Source organism: Campylobacter concisus UNSWCS (assembly GCF_000466685.1).
In the GTDB taxonomy this organism is placed as follows: domain Bacteria; phylum Campylobacterota; class Campylobacteria; order Campylobacterales; family Campylobacteraceae; genus Campylobacter_A; species Campylobacter_A concisus_A.
In genome coordinates this window covers 89,267-108,026 of sequence record NZ_ANNG01000005.1, presented here as the reverse complement: position 1 = coordinate 108,026, position 18,760 = coordinate 89,267, and the positions used below count along the sequence as shown (strand labels likewise).

Genomic DNA, 18,760 nt, shown 5'->3' with positions numbered 1-18,760 from the left:
TTTAGGGTTAAATTTGATCTTGTTAAGCGCCTTGCATCTTTACAAGCTGGGCGTTTAGCTGCATTATCTGAGCAAAGATAGCTCCCTTTTTGCTCTGGAGAGAAGCGACCAGCTCTTTTGCGTACGGATTTTTACTCGCACTTGCTTGCTTTATCTCAGCTTCAATCTCTTTTAGCTGTTTTTGCAGTTTTTCTAACTGTTTTTTTATGACATCGGCGCTACTCTCGCTCTCGTTATTTGTCTCGCTAACTAAATTTGAAGCGTCATGCAAGATAGCGCTTTTGTCGTTTTGCAAATTTTCGCTCTTTGAATTTGCTTCATCAGCCTTTAAATTTAGCCCACTTTTGGGAGTGCTTTTATTTAAATTTATAAAATTTGAGTTTATCTGCATCGCCTTGCCTTTAAATTTAAAAGCATATCGGCAAATTTAAGTAAAACTTTGACTACGAAAAATTTAGCAAAAAGAGCAAAAACGATGCCACGCCAAAGAGTGGTGGCAAAAGTGCTGCTGGCTTAAATTTAACGCATAAAAGCGTGATGGTGTTATAGAGTAAAAAGGTAAATGTGCTTATGTGAAGGCTGTTTGAGCTTAGTCTAAAGGCTAGCATCTTGCTTAAAATTTCATCAAAAATGCCGCCATATCCAAAAAGATGAAGCAAAAAGCTTAGCGGATAAAATATGCCAAATAGGTAGTTGATAGCTAGCACGCTAAGCTGCAAGAGGCTAATGAGCGGGAAAAAGTAAAGCACCGCAACCTCCATAGCAAAAAAGACATATAAATTTAAAAGTAGTGAGTTTGCTAGCAGGCTAAATTTGGGCGCAAAGTAAAAAAGATAGACGAAGATATAAAAGACACCAAGGCATGAAAAATAAAAGCCAACACTAAAAAGAAGCTGCGGAAATAGGGCGACGCTAAATAAAATAACGCCAAAGAGCGTGTAGAAATTTAAGATTTTTATCTTTTTGCAGATCATGTAAAAGCCAGCCACGCTCATCAAAAATGCCCTCAAAAAGCTTGCGATAAAGCCGATCATATAAAAGTAAAAGCAAAGCACCAAAAATATGACGATAGTAAAGTCAAAAATGTATGAGCGGTAAGGCATATATCTTGCGTAAATGGGCTTAAAAACGAGCCTCAAAAGAAAAAAGCAAACCGCGCTTATGACGCCAAGATGATAGCCGCTAATGGCGATGAGGTGCGCCACGCCCCAGTTTGAGACGTCATCTCTTAACTCGCCAAAGACATTTGTGCCAAGAAATAGCGCTGAGAAGAGCTGCGAAATTTTGGCGTCTTCGTGCTGGGCGGAGATGAAATTTATAGCTCTTTGCCTTAGACTATCATCTCTTTTGATAACGGCTCTATCGTAGCTTGGCATGTAAAATGTGCCAGAAAGATAGTTTTTAAAACTAACGTCTATTGGCTGAACGCTAAGTGCCACGACGTCATAAAGGCCGATCTCATCTTTTTTAGAAGCAACGCTGTAAAAGCTAAAATTTGAAGTGTCGATCCTGATGATTTGGCGCTTTTTGCCGTTTTTTTCTTTGGTAAAATTTACGCTTACTTTGCCTAGGACGTCTTGCTCGCCAAGCTCCATAAAAGCGCTATATTCATGAAGTTTAAGCGCTAAATTTAGACAAAAAAGCAAAATGCAAAGCAGGAGAAAATAAAATACACGCCTGCTTTTTGGCAAATTTACTCTTTAAATTCAGTTGATTGCACTGGTGTGGTGGCGATATCGCAAAAGCGCGAGTACTGCTTTTGAAAGAGCACGTCGATGGATCCCACTTCGCCGTTTCTGTTTTTGCCAACGATGATCTCGGCATTTTCTTGAAGCTTGTTAAAAACGTGCTCGCTTTTATACTCTTTACCCTCGGCTGCTGCCTTGCTCTTTTTCTCATTCTCCTCTTGCTCCAGATAGACCTCGTGCCTATAGACAAAAAGGATGATATCAGCGTCTTGCTCGATCGCTCCTGACTCTCTTAGGTCACTTAGCATAGGGCGCTTGTTCGCACGTGCTTCAAGGCCGCGGTTTAGCTGCGAAAGTGCGATGATAGGCATATCCAGCTCGCGCGCTAGAAGCTTTAAGCCACGAGAAATTTCAGCTATTTGTATGTGGCGGTCAGCGTAGTTGTTTGTGCTCATCATAAGGCCGATGTAGTCGATGACGCAGAGTGAAATTTCAGGGTGAGCTGACTTTAGCTTGCGAAGCTGCGTCCTTACTTGGTGGATATTTACGTAGCCGCTGTCGTGCACGAAGAGCTTGGCATGCGAAAAGTCACTGCATGCGTGGCTAAAGTGAGCGAGCTTCTCGTCGTCCAAGGTCGCTGTCATTATCTCTTGAAGTGGGATCGAGGTCTTGTCTGCTAGCATCCTCATCATGATCTGCTCTGCTGGCATCTCAAGTGAGAAAAAGACGACGCCGGCGCCACTTTTTAAAACGTGCCCCATGAAATTTAGACAAAGCGTCGTTTTACCCATGCCAGGGCGCGCTGCGATGATGATGAGATCGCCATTTTTAAAGCCTTTTATCATCTCATTTAGCTTTTTAAAGCCAGTGTTTAGTCCGATGATATCGCGCTCGTTTAGAGCTGCTTGCTTTTGCATGTGCACGATCAAGCTTTTTATGATATCTTCGCTATCTCTGATGCTACCAGTGCCGCTGCCATCGACTAGCGAGTAAAACTCCTGACTTAGCTCATCGACCATATCGCGGCTAGCTTTGTCCTCATTTACCTTGCTTGGGATGTCGTGGGCGATCTTGACTAGACTGCGTTTGATCGACTTCTCTTTTAGCTCGTTTGCGTATCTTTGGATGTCGATGATCGAGTTTGTGGCCAAAATGCTTGCCATGACGTTGTCATCGTAGTTTTCGCCAAGCTTGTTTTTGATAAATGTCGATGCGATAGGCACGTCACCGTTTAGACAATCAACCATCGCTTTGTAAATTTGCGCGTGAGCCTTTAGGTAAAAGTCCCCAGCCTTTATTGTGTCAAAAATTTCGCCCAAAGCGTCGTTGTTTGCGATGATAGAGCTTAGTATGGCTCGCTCCATATCAAGGTCGTAAAGGTTGCTAAATTCTATCTCGTTAAGTCTCTCTTTTGCCACTATTTTATCCTCTGCTCTTTATCTCGTCGTCGATCTCTTGTAAAAATCTATCCACAAGCTCGCTCTCAGGCAGTCTTGCGACCACTTCGCCGTGGCGCATGATCATGCCATTTCCCTTGCCAAATGCTATGGCGACGTCTGCACCCTTTGCCTCGCCGATAGCATTTACCACACAGCCCATAACTGAGACGTTTAGCGACTCTTTTATCCCTTTTGTCTTTTCTTCTACGAGCTTTACTGCAGCCATGAGGTCAGCCTGCAAACGCCCACAAGTTGGGCATGAGATGATGTTTAGCCCCTCTTTTTGACGGCCGCTATCTTTTAAGATCGCCTTTGCGACTTTGATCTCCTCTTCAAGCTCGCCAGTGATGCTAACTCTCATCGTATCGCCGATGCCTTCAAGCAAAAGCCCGCCAAGTGCGATGGCTGATTTTATGGTAGCGTGAAAAGTAGTACCAGCCTCTGTTACGCCTAGATGAAATGGGTAGTTTGTCTTTGGGCGAAGCGCTCTATAAGCTTGCATCGTGCGCTCTACATCGCTTGATTTAAGCGAAATTTTAATGTCTGTAAAGTCAAAATCCTCAAGAAGCTTGATGTTGTATAAAGCACTCTCCACCATCGCCTCCACCGTGCGGCCGTAGCGGTCCTCAAACTGCTTTTCAAGCGAGCCAGAATTTACGCCTATGCGGATGGGTAAATTTCGCTGCTTGCAGGCATCAACGACTGCTTTTATATTCTTAGCTGAGCCTATGTTGCCTGGATTTATGCGGATAGCATCGACAAATTCGCTAACGATGAGCGCGTAGGTGTGGTTAAAATGTATGTCTGCAACGACTGGGATGGGTGAGCCTGCGACGATTTGCTTTAGCGCGCTGGCGTCCTCTTTGTCAAAAACTGCGCAGCGCACGATGTCACAGCCTGCAAAATATAGCCTTTGTATCTGCTCAAGCGTGCCTTTTACGTCTTTTGTCTTTGAAAATGTCATCGACTGCACGGAGATCGGTGCGTCACCGCCTATTAAAACATCGCGAATTTTTATCTGTTTTGTCGGGTATCGTTGCAAAATTTTGCCTTTAAATTTTATTGGGGATTATAAGAAAAAATGGCTTTTAAAAGGCTTGAAAAATTAGTAAAGTTTTTAAATGCAGGCAGTTTGCAATTTAAGCTCCTGCATCGTAAATACAAATTTTAAAATTTCATTTACTCGCCTTAGCAGCTTACTAAATTTAGGGTTCATGGTCATTCGCCACTAAATTTAAAAGAGTGATATGCCAACTCTAATTTTAAAATTTGCTCGAGTTTCTAACCGCATGCAGTGCCCAGCACAATTGCATGCACCTCTAACGTGCGAGAGGTTTTACTCGGGCTTCGTCTCGTAACTGCGAGCAGACGAGGGATTTAAAAAAGGGGATAAGGGGACGGCTTCGTCATTCAAGTCCCCTTGTCTCTCTTTTGGATAAAAGAGTTTTTAAATTTAAGGTCTATATTTTTAAAAAAATTTACTATTTTTACAAATTTTAAAATTCCACTCACTCGCAAGAATTGACTACTAAAATTTGGCTTTGCTTATCGCTTAGCTCAAATTTTAGAGCCGAAATTACTCGTTCATGAAATTTTAAAATTTACTTGGCGCTCACCTGATTTAACAAAACAAATTTGCAAATTTTAAAATTTTCTCTCTCGCCTTAGCAACTTGCTAAATTTAAAATTTGCTTTATTAAATTCTTCTTCTAGCTAAAATTTACCGGATCTATATCGATATCGCTAAGTTCGCTTTTGCAGAGGTTTGCGGCTTTTAAAAGCATGGTGTGCGAGTTTGAGCGAAGCAAAATTTCATATCTAAATTTACCCACAAGATACTCAGCCTGACACTTGCCGTATCCAACGATCTCTAGCTCATCGCTTTTTAGTGGCTCTAGTCGTTGCACAAATTCGTTCATTGCGCCCTTTGCTGTGCTCTCATCTTTGTGCGAAACGACCACGCGAAGCAGCCTAGTAAATGGCGGATACAGCCCCTCTCGGTAGCTGATCTCCTCCTTTAAAAACGCGTCGTAGTCGCTGATGAAGCCTTCAAAAAACTCCCTTTGCTTGCTTTGTATGATAACCCTGCCAGCTCCGTTTCTGCCGGCTCTGCCAGCTACTTGCATGGCAAGGGCAAGCGTCCGCTCTCTGGCTCTATAATCAGGAAAATTTAAAAGCTCGTCAAAGCCCATGATGACGGCTAGCTCGACGTTGTGATAGTCATGCCCCTTGCTTAGCATCTGCGTGCCAAGCAAGATGTCTATCTTGCCGTCGTTAAATTCTTTCAAAGCCTTTACAAGCTTATTTTGCGTCGTGATCTCGTCTCTGTCAAATTTAGCGATCCTAGCGTTTGCAAACTCAGCTTGCAGCCTCTCAAGAAGCTCACTCGTGCCGATCTTTTTAGCCTCTATCATCTCACTGCCGCACTGGTGGCAGGTCTTTGGCACGGCCATTTTATGCTCGCAGTATTGGCACTTTAGCACGTTTTGCTTTTTATAGTAGCTCATGCCGATGCTACAAAATGGACACTTCACCGTCTCGCCGCAGTTTTTGCAGACAAGATATTTGAAATTTGCCCTTGTTGGTAGGCAGATGACGGCTTGTTTTTTGTTTTCGAGCGTTTTTGCGATCTGCTCTTTTAAAATTTCACTTATGCCAGTCTCGCTCTCGTCAAATATATAGCTCTTTTGCGACGCAAAATATGTCCCCTTTAGGCGAAAAGATTCTTGCTTGTAAAAGCTAGTGAGGCTTGGCGTGGCACTACCCAGAACTACTTGCAGGTCAAATTTGCTAGTTAAAAAGAGGGCTAGGTCTCTTGCGTTGTAGTGGGGTTTTGAGCCTGTGTTTTTGTAGCTGTCGTCGTGCTCTTCGTCTATGATGATGAGTTTTAGCCTCTCAAGTGGCAAAAATAGGGCAGATCTAGCTCCAGCTATAAGCCTTGCTTTGCCGCTTTTGATGTCTTTTAAAATTTGCTCTTTTTTCTTTGGTGTGATCTTTGAGTGCCACACAGCCACAGCCTCGCCAAAGAAGCTCTCTAAGCGCTTTTGCATCTGTGGTGTTAGTGAAATTTCAGGCATCAAAAATAGTGCTTGGCCGTCTGCGTTTAAAATTTCTCTAATTTTAGCGATGTAAATTTCACTTTTACCACTTCCAGTGTCGCCAAAGATGAGCGAGCTTTTTCGCTCATTTATAAAATTTAGCGCTTCAAGCTGTTTTGGGCTTAAATTTGGCGATTTAAAGTCAGTTTCGCCACTATAAATTTCATCATCAGTAAGGCTTTGTGGTTCAAATAAATTTATAGCAACGCCAAGCTCGCAGGTGTAGTAGTAGGTGATAAATTTAGCTAATGTTGCTTGGATATCGTTTAGTTTAATGGGTAAAATTTCATCAATGAGGCTTGTTTTAAAGCTTGGCTCGCCCACTTCGCGCAGGATGAAGCCAGTTAGGCTCTTGCCTCTAAGTTTTGCAGTGACGGCGCGAAATGGCGCAATATCTAGCTCGCTTTTATATGTGAGCGCAGCTAAATTTACTCCGCTAAATACGACCTCGTAGTATCTCATCACTCAAGGGCGCTGCAAAGTCCGTCGCTGCTCTGGCAGTCAAATTCGCCAGTGGTTTTGTTATAAGTGAAATTTGCTGTTTGTCCGTCTAGTTTGAAGGTATAAGTGGTTGCTCCAGTTTTATGCCAGCCGTTTTTTGTGCCGCTGTCTGCGATATTTACGCTTATTACTTTGTTGAAAAGTTTGTTCCCATCATCAAGCGCGTCTGGATATGCTGGAGTGCCTTTTAGGACGCTATCATTGTATTTTAGCGAGATGCCACTTTTTATGGCGGCTATTTGTGTTCTTGCGTTTGCGACTATGGCATCGCCTCTAGTAAAGAAAAGCTTTGGTATGGCGACCGCGCTTAAAATGCCAAGTATGACGATGACAAATATAATTTCTATTAGGGTAAAAGCTCTTTTTTTCATTTATTTTCCGGTTTTAGTATCTCTTCTATCTCTTTTGTGACGTCCTTTACGACGCGTAAATTTGTGTAGCTCTCGTAGCTCTTTTCGACAAAGGCGTTTATAAGCTCACGAGGCTCTATAAATTTCTTTCCCCCCATAAATTTCTGCCAGTCACGCTCAAAAACTTCAGCAAAATCATCATCAAGCGTTATCGTGTAGTCGCGAGATGATACGGTGAGCGTGATCTGTTTCATCTTTTATGCCAAAAATGCCTAGCTTATCTACCAAGGACGGCTTCGATCTTTTTCATTACATCATCGGCTTCGCTATTTTTCTTGTCAAGGTCTTCTTCTAGGCGCATGATCTGGTTGGTTTTTGCCTCATTTTGCGCTTTTAATGTTACGATCTCATTACGTAGCTCTTCATTTACTCTGCAAACTTCATCGTATTTTGTGATGAGGTCATTTACTTTATCGCTTAGTGTGGTTAAGATCGCATTATCTTCAAACATAAAGGTTCCTTTAAAATAATAATTAATGCCGTATTCTAACACGCAGAGGCTAAATTCTTTTTAAAATTCTCATTTGACAAAGCACTATCTTTGCTATAAAATTCGCCCAAATTTAAAGGTAGTTAATGAGTAAATTTGAAATTTCATCTAAATTTAGCCCAAGCAGTGACCAAGTAAGAGCGATAAAAGAGATAGTAAAAAGTATAAAATCAGGCAATAAATACCAAACTCTTCTAGGCGTGACAGGGTCTGGCAAGACCTTTACCATGGCAAACGTCATACGCGAGCTAAATATGCCAACGCTTATAATGACGCATAATAAATCCTTAGCCGCTCAGCTTTATAGCGAATTTAAGGGCTTTTTCCCAAAAAACCATGTCGAGTACTTCATAAGCTACTACGACTACTACCAGCCAGAGGCCTACATCCCAAGAAGCGACCTATATATAGAAAAGGATAGCTCTGTAAATGAGGAGCTTGAGCGCCTGCGCCTCTCTGCGACGGCTAGCTTGCTAAGCTTTGACGACGTCATCTGTGTCGCTTCAGTCTCTGCAAACTACGGCCTTGGTAATCCAAGCGAGTATAAGGGGATGGTGGCATATCTTAGCGTGGGTGAGAAGATAAGCCAAAGAAAGCTTTTAGAGCAGCTTGTGGATATGGGCTATAAGCGCAATGACAACTACTTTGATAGGGGTGACTTTCGCGTAAATGGCGATGTGGTGGATATTTATCCAGCTTATTACAACGACGAAGCCCTGAGAATCGAGTTTTTTGGCGATGAGATCGATGCGATGTATCATTTTGATGTGCTTGATAACAAGAGGCTAAAGGATATCTCTAAATTTACGCTTTATGCGACCAGCCAGTTCATCGTGGGCGCTGATAGGCTAAAGATCGCTATGAAAGAGATCGAAGAAGAGCTTGATGCGCGTTTGAAAGAGTTTAACGAGCAGGGCAAGCTAGTCGAGGCGCAGAGGCTAAAGCAAAGGGTGGAGTTTGACCTTGAGATGATGGCAAGCACTGGCATGTGCAAAGGCATCGAAAACTACGCGCGCCACCTAACTGGACAAAAGCCCGGAGAGACGCCGTACTCGATGTTTGACTACTTTGAGATAAGCGGCAAAGACTATCTGGTCATCGTCGATGAGAGTCACGTGAGTTTGCCACAGTTTAGGGGCATGTATGCAGGTGACAGGAGCCGTAAAGAGGTGCTTGTGGAGTATGGATTTCGTTTGCCATCAGCGCTTGATAACAGGCCGCTTAAATTTGATGAGTTTATAAGCAAAAAGGCGAAATTTCTCTTCGTCTCAGCCACGCCAAACGAATATGAGCTTGGTATCAGTCAGGGGCACGTCTATGAGCAAATTTTGCGTCCTACTGGCTTGCTTGATCCGCTTATCGAGATAAAAGATAGCGATAACCAAGTCGAGGCGCTATTTGACGAGGCAAAGGCGGTGATCGCAAGAGGTGAGCGCGTGCTAGTTACGGTGCTAACTAAAAAGATGGCCGAGGAGCTAAGCCGCTACTACATCGAGCTTGGCATAAAGGTCAAGTATATGCACTCAGACATCGACGCGATCGAGCGAAATGAGATCATTAGAGGGCTTAGAAGCGGCGAATTTGACATGCTAATAGGCATAAATTTACTCCGTGAGGGGCTTGATCTGCCTGAAGTGAGCCTGATAGCCATAATGGATGCTGATAAAGAGGGCTTTTTGCGCTCTACCACGAGCCTTATACAGACGATGGGGCGTGCGGCTAGAAACGTAAATGGCAAGGTGCTAATGTTTGCCAAAAAGATCACGCACTCGATGAAAGAGGCGATCGATACGACGACTGCTAGGCGTAAATTTCAAGATGAATACAACAAAGCTCACGGCATCACACCGCACTCTGCCAGCAGAAATATCGAAGAGAGCCTGCATGTCGAGGATGATGGCGAAATTTATAAACGTGGCAAGAATTTAGAAAAAATGCCAGCTAGCGAGCGAGCTGCGATCGTAAAAGAGCTAAGAAAACAGATGCTTGAAGCGGCGGCGCAGCTGGAGTTTGAGAAGGCGGCGGCGCTACGTGATGAGATAGCAAAGATGAGAAAGTTATAAAAGACAAGCCCTTTTTGTTTTATACTGCGTTGGATATCGCTTCAAACTTCGGTCACGTATGATATATACGCTCCCTTGTTTTTGCTCATCCGCCTTGTCTGAAACAAAAATTTTCTTGTCTTAATTGCTTAAATTTATTTGTTCTATCTTCGGTCGAAAATTTCTTCATAGCATTTAAAATCATCGCAAGATACTTTGCCTTGATGTTTTGTAACTAAAATTTAAATTTATATTTGTCTAGTCTGCGCAAATTTTAAACCGCGCAACATTTAAATCTATCACAAAATACTGCCGTTATATAAATTCAAATTTTTCTATGCTTTTAAATTTAATAAACCATGTTTTGTTGCTTGTTTTTGCTCATCCGCCTTGCTTCCTCGTAGCGAAGTCTCGTTGCGAGTATGGTAAAACAAGTAGGAATTTAAAATTTACTCGCAAATTTCATTACTTAATTTTTTGTATAAAAATGAAGCAGGGGATATAAATTTAAGTTCTACTGACCGGCTTTAAAAAATAGCTAGAAATGGCGCAGATGAGCGAAACTGCGGCGATAAAGTAAAATGAGTGTGTTAGGCTAAAGATGTCAGCGATCTTGCCAATGACTGTTGCGAATATACCGCCGATTGTTATACTAAGTCCAAGCGTTACGCCTGAGGCTAGGCCGATTTGATTTGGTAGATAAAGCTGTGCAAGGGCGATAGAGGGGCTAAAAGATAGGCTGATGCAGGCACTCACACACATGGAGGCCACGAGAAATAGCGCGTAGCTGTCGATAAAGAGCATTAGCACGACTAGCGGCGCGGCGATACTTAGGCTTATTTTGATGAGCCTAACTAGTCCGTATCTATCAGCTAGAGCTCCACCAAATAGCGTAGAGATCGCACCTGCAGCAAAAAAGAGGCTTAAATTTACATTTGCAGCTTCTTTGCTAAGGCCAAAAATTTTGATGAGATAGATGCTAAAAAATGCCGAAAAGCCAAATGCGACGATAGAGCGTGAAAATATACAGACACAAAGCCTTAAAAACGCGCCCAGATCGTCTTTTAGAGCGCTTGTTTTTTGTGAAATTTGCTTTTTGTGATTGCCTTCGAGCGCTTTTATAAATTTGCCCTTTTTAAGGTATAAAAGTGTTAGTAAAATTTGAGGGATTATAAAGACTAGCGTCCCTTTTAGGCCAAAATTTCCCACAAAAACAGCGACTAAAATGGGCCCAACTGCAAAGCCTGCGTTTCCGCCAAATGAAAATATGCTTATACTTTTGGCTCTATTTTTGGCGTTTGAGGCGTAGTTTACGATCCTTGCAGCGCTTGGGTGAAAGAGCGCGGCGCCGATACCACTTATCATCACGCAGAGTAAGATGAAGTAGTAGTTTGTGATAAAGCCAGTGAGGCTCATGCCCCCACCTGCAAGTAGCAGTCCAAGCGGGATGATGTAGGGCAGCTCTTTTTTGTCGCTTAAGCGGCCGATCAGCGGTTGGATGAGCGAGCTTGCTAAATTTGTGGCGGTCACGAGCGAGGCGGCTGTGGCGTAGTCGTAGTGGTAGCTCGCGATGAAAAAGGGCAGCATCGCACCAAGCGCACTTTGGTTTATGTCGCTACAAAAGTGCCCAAGCCCCATTAGATACTTTAAATTTTCCGCCTTTTTCATCTAAAATAGCCCTTTTAAAAGCCCCTTTAAATTTTGCTTGTCACTGCTAGAGTCGCTATCTTTGCCGCCTAGTTTTTTATCTAAAAATCTACCTATCTCTTTTTTGACCTTATTTTCAAGATACTGCGATCTGACGTCGTATTTTAGATTATCTGTTGTGCCTGAAATTTGCACGTTTAGGTCAGTCTTTTCTAGCCTGCAAACAAGCGGCGCATTAAGCATTTTTGTCGCGGTATTGTAAGTGCCGCCTGTAACCTTTATATCGCTCTTTGGCGAGCTTAAATTTACGTTAAAAATGACGTTGTCGCCCTTTATATCGCCGTAAATTTTGCCGTCTTTGTAAATTTCTTTTGTGATGTCCTTGCCGGTGAAAGTTTTTATGTTGTTTGTGAGATTTGTGCTGGCTAGGTGACCCTCTTTTAGCAAGATGTCAAATTTACCGAGCTTTTGCTTTGTCTCGTAGTCAAATTTAGCATCGCCATTGCCATCATAAAGATGCTCTAGCCCCAAAGTCTGCGTTAGCCCCTTGACCTCAAAGTTTTTTAGCACCGCATCAAGCGCGCCGCCTTTGTAGTTTGCCTCGAGTTTGCCCTTGAATAGATCATCTGAAGTGGCTTTTACGCTTAGATCATCCACTTTGCCATTTGCTGTTACTAGGGCTGCAAATTTACCGTGAAGCTCGCGGCCAGCTAAAAACGCAAGCTTGTTTAGCTCTGAAACTACCGCTTGAAGCTTTAAGCTTAGCGTGCTTTTGCCCACGTCAAAGCTACCATCTATGCCCTTTATATCAGCTAGCGAGCTAAGAAAGTCGCCACTAAATTTTACTATGTCGCCTTTATAGTCTAGGCTCAAATTTGAGCTAAATTTCTCATTTTCGGGGAATTTTTTATCAAGCATTTTGCTAAGTGCTGCGGCGTTAAATTTGCCATCATTTAAAGCGATCGTTGCGGCGACGCTTGGACTTTTGCTAAAGATATTTTGCCCCTTTGCTTGGACATTTGTCTTAGCATTTGCCAGCCTGTCGTTGCCGCTAAGTGCTAAAATTTCTCCTAGCTGTGCCTCTTTTAGACTAAGATCAAGATTTTCATTTTTTATGGTGGCGTTTAGCTTGCCAGCAAAGGCATCGCCGCCTAAATTTAGCTCATCTATCTTGCTTGCTTTAACTTTCACATCGCCCGCAAGCGCCATCTTTGAGCCCACCTCAAAGCCACTAACTGCCTTAAATTTCTCAGGGTCGCTAATAAGCAGGGCAAATTTGCTAAAAATTTGGCTGTTTTTTAGGTCAAAAACGCCCTTTACATCCTTTAGTTCGCCAAGGTCGCTAAGCACGTTTGCGTCAAAATTTACAAGCTCACCTTTTGCTGTGGCACCGCCTTTTAGCTCAAATTTCGCCGCTTTTTTAAGTTTTGCAAGACCATTATCTATAAGGCCATTTTTTATCTCAAATTTAGCCTCGCCTGCAAGCTTTTTTAGCTCGTCAAAGCCACTAAAATTTGCGTTTAAATTTATCTGTCCGTCTGCGTAGCTAGGCTGCAAGGCAAGCGCTAGAAGCTCTTTTAACTTGATGCTAGTTGCATTTAGGGCTAAGTTTTTGCTATCAAAATTTGCATTTATCTTGCCACCAAGCCCGTTTATCTCAGCTTTTAGGTTTTTAAGGGCATTTTCTTGCATTGTAATTTCGCCGTTTGCATCCACAGCGCCGCTTAGTTGCTCGCCTAAGAGCTTGCCAAAAAGGGCAAGATCAGGCACATTTAGCAAAAAGTCGCTCTTTAAATTTTTGCTAGCTAGATCATAAGTCGTCTCGTTTGCTTTTAAAGTGGCTTCAGGTGCGATGATAAGGGTTTTTGCGCTCACTTTTTCATTTGCAAATTTAGCATTTACACCGCCTTTAAAGTTTATATCTTTTGCTAAATTTAGCCCAAATTCATTTTTAAGAATTTCTTTGTTTATCGCTGCATCGCTTGCTAAAATTTGAGCGTTTATGATGGGCTCATTTTTCTCATCAACTCCTTGCATATTGCTCGTTAGATCAAGCTTGCCGCTAGCTAAATTTGGCTTTTTAGCCAGAGCTGAGATCTCAGAAAGTTCGATATTTTTAGCGTCAAGATTTAGAGCTTTTGGCAGGTAGTCTTTTAAATTTGCGTTTAAATTTATGTTTGAACCAAGCGCCGTGCCAGTTGCTGTTAGCTTGAAGTCGCTAAATTTGCCAGCCACATTTGCTTTAAGAGCGACATCCTTTTTTAGCCCAAGCTCGCTAGCCTTTGCATTGTTGGCATTTATATCTATATTTAAGTTCATACTTTGAGCAAGCAAGGATAGATCGCCATTTACCTTTAAATTTATGGCGTTCATCACGGTCGCTTCTAAATTTAGGGTGCTAAGCCCAAGATTAAAGTCTTTAAATTTGACATCGAAACCACGAGCTAGCGCCTCTTTTTCTATTTTGCTGGCTATAAATTTGTTGCCAAAAGAGCTAAAGATAAAGCCAAAAATGCAAGCTACTATGAGCACAAGCGCGCCAACTATGTAAGCTACTTTTTTCATAAAATTCCTTTATATTAGTTTTATATATCATAAAACTTTAGTCACTTAGACTAAAGTTTTTAATAAAAATCACTATAAATTATTGACTTTTTCAGAAAAAAATGCTAGCATTTCATCACTCAAAAATAAAGAGTGCTAAAAAAGACAATTAAACTAAAAGGATGAACAATGAACTTTCAACCATTAGGCAAGCGTGTCCTAGTCGAACGCGTAGAAGAGACAAAGACGACAGCTTCGGGCATCATTATACCTGATAACGCAAAAGAAAAACCTTTAAGCGGCGAGGTAAAAGCAGTTGGTGCTGAAGCTGAGGGCGTAAAAGTTGGCGAAAAAGTAGTATTTGCTAAATACGCTGGCACTGAGGTGAATTTAGATGATAAGACATATCTTGTTTTAAACATCGACGACATTTTAGGTGTGATTAAATAATTTAAAAAGGAAAAACAATGGCAAAAGAAATTTTTTACTCTGATGATGCAAGAAATCGCCTATACGAGGGCGTAAAAAAACTAAATGACGCTGTAAAAGTGACAATGGGACCAAGAGGCAGAAATGTCCTTATCCAAAAGAGCTTTGGTGCTCCAAACATCACAAAAGACGGCGTTAGTGTGGCTAAAGAAGTTGAGCTAAAAGATACTATCGAAAACATGGGTGCAAGCCTAGTTAGAGAAGTAGCAAGCAAGACAAATGACCAAGCAGGTGACGGCACTACAACAGCAACTGTGCTAGCTCACGCGATATTTAAAGAGGGTCTTAGAAACGTAACTGCTGGCGCAAATCCTATCGAAGTAAAACGTGGTATGGATAAAGAAGTAGCAGCTCTTATAGATGCACTAAAAAACATCTCTAAAAAAGTTTCTGGCTCAAAAGAGATCGCTCAGATCGCTACTATCTCTGCTAACTCAGATGAGAGCATCGGTAAGCTTATCGCTGATGCGATGGAGAAAGTCGGTAAAGATGGCGTCATAACAGTAGAAGAGGCAAAGTCTATCCAAGATGAGCTAAGTGTTGTTGAGGGTATGCAGTTTGACCGCGGATATCTAAGCCCATACTTCATCACAAACCCTGAAAAGATGCAAGTTGAGCTAAGCAATCCATTTATATTGCTATTTGACAAGAAGATCACAAATTTAAAAGACTTGCTTCCAGTGCTTGAACAAGTACAAAAGAGTGGCAAACCACTTCTAATCATCGCTGAAGATATCGAGGGTGAGGCACTTGCAACGCTTGTTGTAAATAAACTTCGTGGCGTGCTAAACATCTCAGCTGTAAAAGCTCCTGGCTTTGGTGATAGAAGAAAAGCAATGCTTGAAGATATCGCTATCTTAACAGGTGGTGAAGTCATCAGTGAAGAGCTAGGCAGAACACTAGAGAGCGCTACTATAAACGATCTTGGACAAGCTTCAAGCGTAGTTATCGACAAAGACAACACTACTATCGTAAATGGTGCAGGCGAGAAGTCAGCGATCGACGCTAGAATAACTCAAATAAAAGCACAAATCGCTGAGACTACAAGCGACTATGACAAAGAAAAACTTCAAGAGCGCCTTGCAAAACTAAGTGGCGGCGTGGCAGTTATCAAAGTAGGTGCTGCGACTGAGACTGAGATGAAAGAGAAAAAAGACCGCGTAGATGATGCTCTAAGCGCTACTCGTGCAGCTGTTGAAGAGGGCATCGTAGTAGGTGGCGGTTCAGCTCTTATCCTCGCTTCAAAGAGTGTAAATTTAAATTTACAAGGCGATGAGGCAATCGGTGCTGAGATCGTTAGAAGAGCGCTTCGTGCTCCACTTCGCCAAATCGCTGAGAACGCTGGCTTTGACGCTGGCGTAGTAGCAAACGCAGTTGAGACAAGCAAAGATGCAAATTTTGGCTTTAATGCCGCAACTGGCGAATATGTAAATATGTTTGAAGCTGGCATCATCGATCCAGTTAAAGTTGAGAGAGTTGCGCTACAAAACGCTGTTAGCGTGGCTAGCTTGCTACTAACGACTGAGGCAACTATCAGTGAGATAAAAGAAGAAAAAGCAATGCCTGCAATGCCTGACATGGGCGGAATGGGTGGCATGGGCGGCATGATGTAGCAGCCCCTTTCGAGCTAGAGCCTTTTCTAGCTCGAATTTAAATTTTAACCTCACTAAATTTATAAAATTATTTACTCCTTTTTAAATTTATTCTTGTATCATTTTTGCATTCTTTTAGGGAGAATTTACAATGAAATATGATGAAATTTTTAGAGAATACGACATCCGCGGCATTTTTGAAAAAGACTTGACAGAGGACAGCGTCAAGGCTATAGGACTTGCTTTGGGTAAGAAATTTAACGAATTTGGCGTGAAAACTTTAAGCGTTGGCTTTGACGCAAGGCTTAGTGCTAGCACACTTTTTAGGTATCTGTTAAGTGGCCTAAACAAGGCTGGTGGCTTTAAAATTTATAGCATCGGCTTGCTTCCAACTCCTGTTGGCTACTTTAGCGTTTATGCTGATTATTTTGACGCAAACATCATGATCACGGGCTCTCACAATCCAAAAGATTATAACGGCTTTAAGATCACGATCAAAAAAGATAGTTTTTTTGGCAAAGATCTGCAAATTTTAAAAGACAAGGTAAACGAGATAATCGCCTCAAATTTAGAGATCGCAGACGATGAGAGCTGTGAGAAATTTAACATCTTAGAAAAATATGTCGAGTTTTTTGTAAAAGAATTTAGTGAGCTTAAAAATTTCAAAAAGCCTTTTGTCATCGACTGCGCAAATGGTGCTGTTGGCGTGAGCTTGGTGCCTATCGTCAAGGCGCTTGGGTTAAATGCAAAAATTTTATATGAAGATCCAGACGGAAATTTCCCAAATCACCACCCAGACCCAAGTGAAAAAGAGAATTTAAAAGAGATATTTTCGCTCATCGAAAAGAAGGAATTTGACCTTGGATTTGGCTTTGACGGAGATGGCGACAGGATCGCAGTTATAACGCCAAAAAGAGATATAAAAGGCGATGAACTAGCCTATCTTTATGCGCTAAATATGGATCATCCAAAGGTGCTTGGCGAGGTAAAATGCTCACAAAATATGTACGATGAGATCGCCAAGATCGGCGAAGTTTTTATGGGAAAAACTGGACATAGCAATATAAAAAAGATGATGAAAGAGCTAAACGTAGATCTTGCGGCTGAAGTGAGCGGTCATATCTTCTTTAAAGAGCGCTATTTTGGCTTTGATGATGCGCTTTATGCGATGATGAGGGTGCTTGAGCTAGTTCATAAGGGCTTTGACCTTGACGGCGAGCTTGATAAGATGCCGCTTGTCTTTAGCACCGATGAGATCAAGATAAAGACGACTGACGAGGCTAAATTTAAGATAGTTGCCAAGCTAAAAGAGTGCGTGAAAAACGATGGTTGTGACCTGCCAAAGATAAAAAATATCATTGACATTGATGGTATTAGGATTCAGTTTGAAAATGGCTGGGCGCTGGTGCGTGCGTCAAATACAACGCCAGTTATCGTCACTAGATTTGAAGCTAAAAGTAAGGAATTTCTAGAAGAGATCGAGCAAAAAGTGACAAATTTACTAAAGAGCTTGATGTAGCCAATAAAAGCATTTTGGGTTAAATTTACTCCAAAATGCTTTTTAAAATTTTATTTAAACATTCAACTTATCTGGCTTTTGCTGGTTTCTTTTCGGGCAGTTCCGCATACATGCCGCGCAACAATTCTCCAATCAAATTCGCATCCTCAAATTTCTCGAATACATGCATTAACGTCTTTGAGCCATTATAAGGATAACGTAGTTCTGAGTCTGCAAGAAGTCTGTCCGATGTCGGCGTTCTCTTTAAAAACAGTTCATTATTACAAATGTCACCTATCAGTTTACCGTTAAAATATACAAGGTATCCACCCATCATGGATTTTATGACAATATCGCCGAATTCAGAAAATCTATCGCGAACATATTCATTAAATTCATTCACTATGATCACTCACTTTGAATTTAGAGTTTGCCGCCTTCGACGACTAGAGATTCAGGATTTACGCTGTCGCCATAGATCGGTTTTAGTGTTGCGTCATAGTCCTTGTGGAAGAAATTTTCTTTTCCAAGCTCTATGATCTCGTTATTTAGCCACTCAAGCAAGGCTTTGTTACCCTTTTTGACAGCTGGAGCTATCACATCCACATCGCCAAGCGCCTCAACGCCAACGACAAAGCCAGGAGTCTCTTTCGCCCAGGCAAAAAGTAGGGCGTTATCATGCGCTAGAGCTGCACCCCTTTTATCAACCAAAGCTGCGAAAGTTTCGGTGTTTTGATCATACTTTAAAAGCTTGATATCAGGATAATTTTTTGTAAAAAATGCGTCCGCTGTTGTGCCTTTATTGACGATTAAAGTTTTATCTTTTAGCTCATCAACACTCTTTATCACAGCGCCCTCAGGGCTAACGATGCCAAGTGAAACTTTCATATATGGAAGCGCAAAATCAACAACTTGTGCGCGCTCAGGCGTCTTTGTGAAATTTGCAAGCGTGATATCGACCTTGTCAGCTGTAAGCACTTCGACCCTGCCAGCAGCCTCGACTAGCTCAAATTTAACCTTGCTCTCATCGCCAAGCAAGTCTTTTGCGATGCGTTTTGCAAAGTAGATGTCATAGCCTTGGTTTTTGCCATCTTTATCGACGTAGCCAAATGGCGGTTTGTCGCTAAAAACGCCTATCCTTATATATCCACGCTCTTTGATCTTTGCGATCGTATCAGCTTGGTTTGAGGCGGCTGCTTTGTCCGCACCTTTGTCATCACCACAACCCGTTAGAAAGACGGTAGCGACTAATGCTAATAAGAAAAATTTAAATTTTCTCACTCTTTCTCCTTTAGAAAATTTAGTAAATAAGAGCGGTCAAA

General features: G+C 42.0%; 16 protein-coding genes. 4 read left to right on the top strand and 12 right to left on the bottom strand.

Annotated features, from left to right (window positions below):
- Positions 1-22: 22 nt before the first annotated feature.
- The 8 genes from UNSWCS_RS01330 to UNSWCS_RS01295 all read right to left on the bottom strand — a co-directional run bounded on the left by UNSWCS_RS01330 (position 23) and on the right by UNSWCS_RS01295 (position 7,587).
- A complete protein-coding gene (locus UNSWCS_RS01330) occupies positions 23-391 on the bottom strand; it encodes a hypothetical protein (protein WP_021086889.1) in 369 nt (122 codons plus the stop codon).
- Between the two features lie 52 nt (positions 392-443).
- The gene (locus UNSWCS_RS01325) at positions 444-1,691 is read right to left on the bottom strand and encodes a ComEC/Rec2 family competence protein (RefSeq protein WP_021086940.1); all 1,248 of its coding nucleotides are present in this window, start codon (positions 1,689-1,691) and stop codon (positions 444-446) included.
- Positions 1,692-1,693: 2 nt separating this feature from the next.
- Positions 1,694-3,106 carry a replicative DNA helicase gene (locus UNSWCS_RS01320; protein ID WP_021086979.1) on the bottom strand — a complete coding sequence of 471 codons (1,413 nt, stop codon included), beginning with the start codon at positions 3,104-3,106 and terminating at the stop codon, positions 1,694-1,696.
- Positions 3,107-3,110: 4 nt separating this feature from the next.
- Entirely contained in the window at positions 3,111-4,169 is a 1,059-nt protein-coding gene (gene ispG / locus UNSWCS_RS01315) for a flavodoxin-dependent (E)-4-hydroxy-3-methylbut-2-enyl-diphosphate synthase (RefSeq protein WP_021086965.1), read from the bottom strand.
- Positions 4,170-4,836: 667 nt separating this feature from the next.
- Positions 4,837-6,687, bottom strand: coding sequence for a primosomal protein N' (locus tag UNSWCS_RS01310; RefSeq protein ID WP_021086948.1), 1,851 nt, complete (start codon positions 6,685-6,687; stop codon positions 4,837-4,839).
- Complete coding sequence (locus UNSWCS_RS01305) at positions 6,687-7,097, bottom strand: type II secretion system protein (protein ID WP_021086901.1); 411 nt, start codon at positions 7,095-7,097, stop codon at positions 6,687-6,689. Before UNSWCS_RS01305 ends, UNSWCS_RS01310 begins: the two co-directional genes overlap by 1 nt.
- Positions 7,094-7,330 carry a hypothetical protein gene (locus tag UNSWCS_RS01300; RefSeq protein WP_009293636.1) on the bottom strand — a complete coding sequence of 79 codons (237 nt, stop codon included), beginning with the start codon at positions 7,328-7,330 and terminating at the stop codon, positions 7,094-7,096. The genes UNSWCS_RS01305 and UNSWCS_RS01300 overlap by 4 nt, the downstream gene beginning before the upstream one ends.
- Before the next feature lie 23 nt (positions 7,331-7,353).
- Complete coding sequence (locus UNSWCS_RS01295; RefSeq protein WP_002940382.1) at positions 7,354-7,587, bottom strand: hypothetical protein; 234 nt, start codon at positions 7,585-7,587, stop codon at positions 7,354-7,356.
- A 125-nt stretch (positions 7,588-7,712) separates the two neighbouring features.
- Between UNSWCS_RS01295 and uvrB the strand changes: the two genes are divergently transcribed.
- Positions 7,713-9,689, top strand: a complete 1,977-nt coding sequence (gene uvrB, locus UNSWCS_RS01290) for an excinuclease ABC subunit UvrB (protein WP_021086912.1) — start codon at positions 7,713-7,715, stop codon at positions 9,687-9,689.
- Between the two features lie 486 nt (positions 9,690-10,175).
- Here uvrB and UNSWCS_RS01285 read toward each other — a convergent pair whose 3' ends face one another.
- Positions 10,176-11,336: an MFS transporter gene (locus UNSWCS_RS01285; protein WP_021086911.1), complete on the bottom strand. Its 1,161-nt coding sequence runs from the start codon at positions 11,334-11,336 to the stop codon at positions 10,176-10,178.
- Positions 11,337-13,880 carry a hypothetical protein gene (locus UNSWCS_RS01280; RefSeq protein WP_021086978.1) on the bottom strand — a complete coding sequence of 848 codons (2,544 nt, stop codon included), beginning with the start codon at positions 13,878-13,880 and terminating at the stop codon, positions 11,337-11,339.
- Between the two features lie 168 nt (positions 13,881-14,048).
- Here UNSWCS_RS01280 and groES point away from each other — a divergent pair, with 168 nt between their 5' ends.
- From groES to UNSWCS_RS01265, 3 genes are all read left to right on the top strand, one after another.
- Positions 14,049-14,309 carry a co-chaperone GroES gene (groES, locus tag UNSWCS_RS01275; RefSeq protein ID WP_009293641.1) on the top strand — a complete coding sequence of 87 codons (261 nt, stop codon included), beginning with the start codon at positions 14,049-14,051 and terminating at the stop codon, positions 14,307-14,309.
- Between the two features lie 17 nt (positions 14,310-14,326).
- Positions 14,327-15,961 carry a chaperonin GroEL gene (groL, locus tag UNSWCS_RS01270; protein ID WP_002940160.1) on the top strand — a complete coding sequence of 545 codons (1,635 nt, stop codon included), beginning with the start codon at positions 14,327-14,329 and terminating at the stop codon, positions 15,959-15,961.
- A gap of 130 nt (positions 15,962-16,091) precedes the next feature.
- Positions 16,092-17,459, top strand: coding sequence for a phosphomannomutase/phosphoglucomutase (locus UNSWCS_RS01265; protein WP_021086987.1), 1,368 nt, complete (start codon positions 16,092-16,094; stop codon positions 17,457-17,459).
- A gap of 67 nt (positions 17,460-17,526) precedes the next feature.
- Here UNSWCS_RS01265 and UNSWCS_RS01260 read toward each other — a convergent pair whose 3' ends face one another.
- Both UNSWCS_RS01260 and UNSWCS_RS01255 read right to left on the bottom strand, forming a co-directional pair.
- Positions 17,527-17,841, bottom strand: coding sequence for a TfoX/Sxy family protein (locus UNSWCS_RS01260; RefSeq protein ID WP_035142669.1), 315 nt, complete (start codon positions 17,839-17,841; stop codon positions 17,527-17,529).
- 20 nt (positions 17,842-17,861) lie between these two features.
- The gene (locus UNSWCS_RS01255) at positions 17,862-18,719 is read right to left on the bottom strand and encodes a cysteine ABC transporter substrate-binding protein (RefSeq protein WP_009293645.1); all 858 of its coding nucleotides are present in this window, start codon (positions 18,717-18,719) and stop codon (positions 17,862-17,864) included.
- Positions 18,720-18,760 lie beyond the last annotated feature (41 nt).

Bases quoted from the DNA above. Each gene is read 5' to 3' on its own strand.
- UNSWCS_RS01265 (WP_021086987.1), top strand. From the start codon at position 16,092: ATGAAATATGATGAAATTTTTAGAGAATACGACATCCGCGGCATTTTT.
- UNSWCS_RS01310 (WP_021086948.1), bottom strand. From the start codon at position 6,687: ATGAGATACTACGAGGTCGTATTTAGCGGAGTAAATTTAGCTGCGCTC.
- UNSWCS_RS01305 (WP_021086901.1), bottom strand. From the start codon at position 7,097: ATGAAAAAAAGAGCTTTTACCCTAATAGAAATTATATTTGTCATCGTC.
- uvrB (WP_021086912.1), top strand. From the start codon at position 7,713: ATGAGTAAATTTGAAATTTCATCTAAATTTAGCCCAAGCAGTGACCAA.
- groES (WP_009293641.1), top strand. From the start codon at position 14,049: ATGAACTTTCAACCATTAGGCAAGCGTGTCCTAGTCGAACGCGTAGAA.
- UNSWCS_RS01300 (WP_009293636.1), bottom strand. From the start codon at position 7,330: ATGAAACAGATCACGCTCACCGTATCATCTCGCGACTACACGATAACG.
- groL (WP_002940160.1), top strand. From the start codon at position 14,327: ATGGCAAAAGAAATTTTTTACTCTGATGATGCAAGAAATCGCCTATAC.
- UNSWCS_RS01285 (WP_021086911.1), bottom strand. From the start codon at position 11,336: ATGAAAAAGGCGGAAAATTTAAAGTATCTAATGGGGCTTGGGCACTTT.
- UNSWCS_RS01295 (WP_002940382.1), bottom strand. From the start codon at position 7,587: ATGTTTGAAGATAATGCGATCTTAACCACACTAAGCGATAAAGTAAAT.
- UNSWCS_RS01330 (WP_021086889.1), bottom strand. From the start codon at position 391: ATGCAGATAAACTCAAATTTTATAAATTTAAATAAAAGCACTCCCAAA.
- UNSWCS_RS01280 (WP_021086978.1), bottom strand. From the start codon at position 13,880: ATGAAAAAAGTAGCTTACATAGTTGGCGCGCTTGTGCTCATAGTAGCT.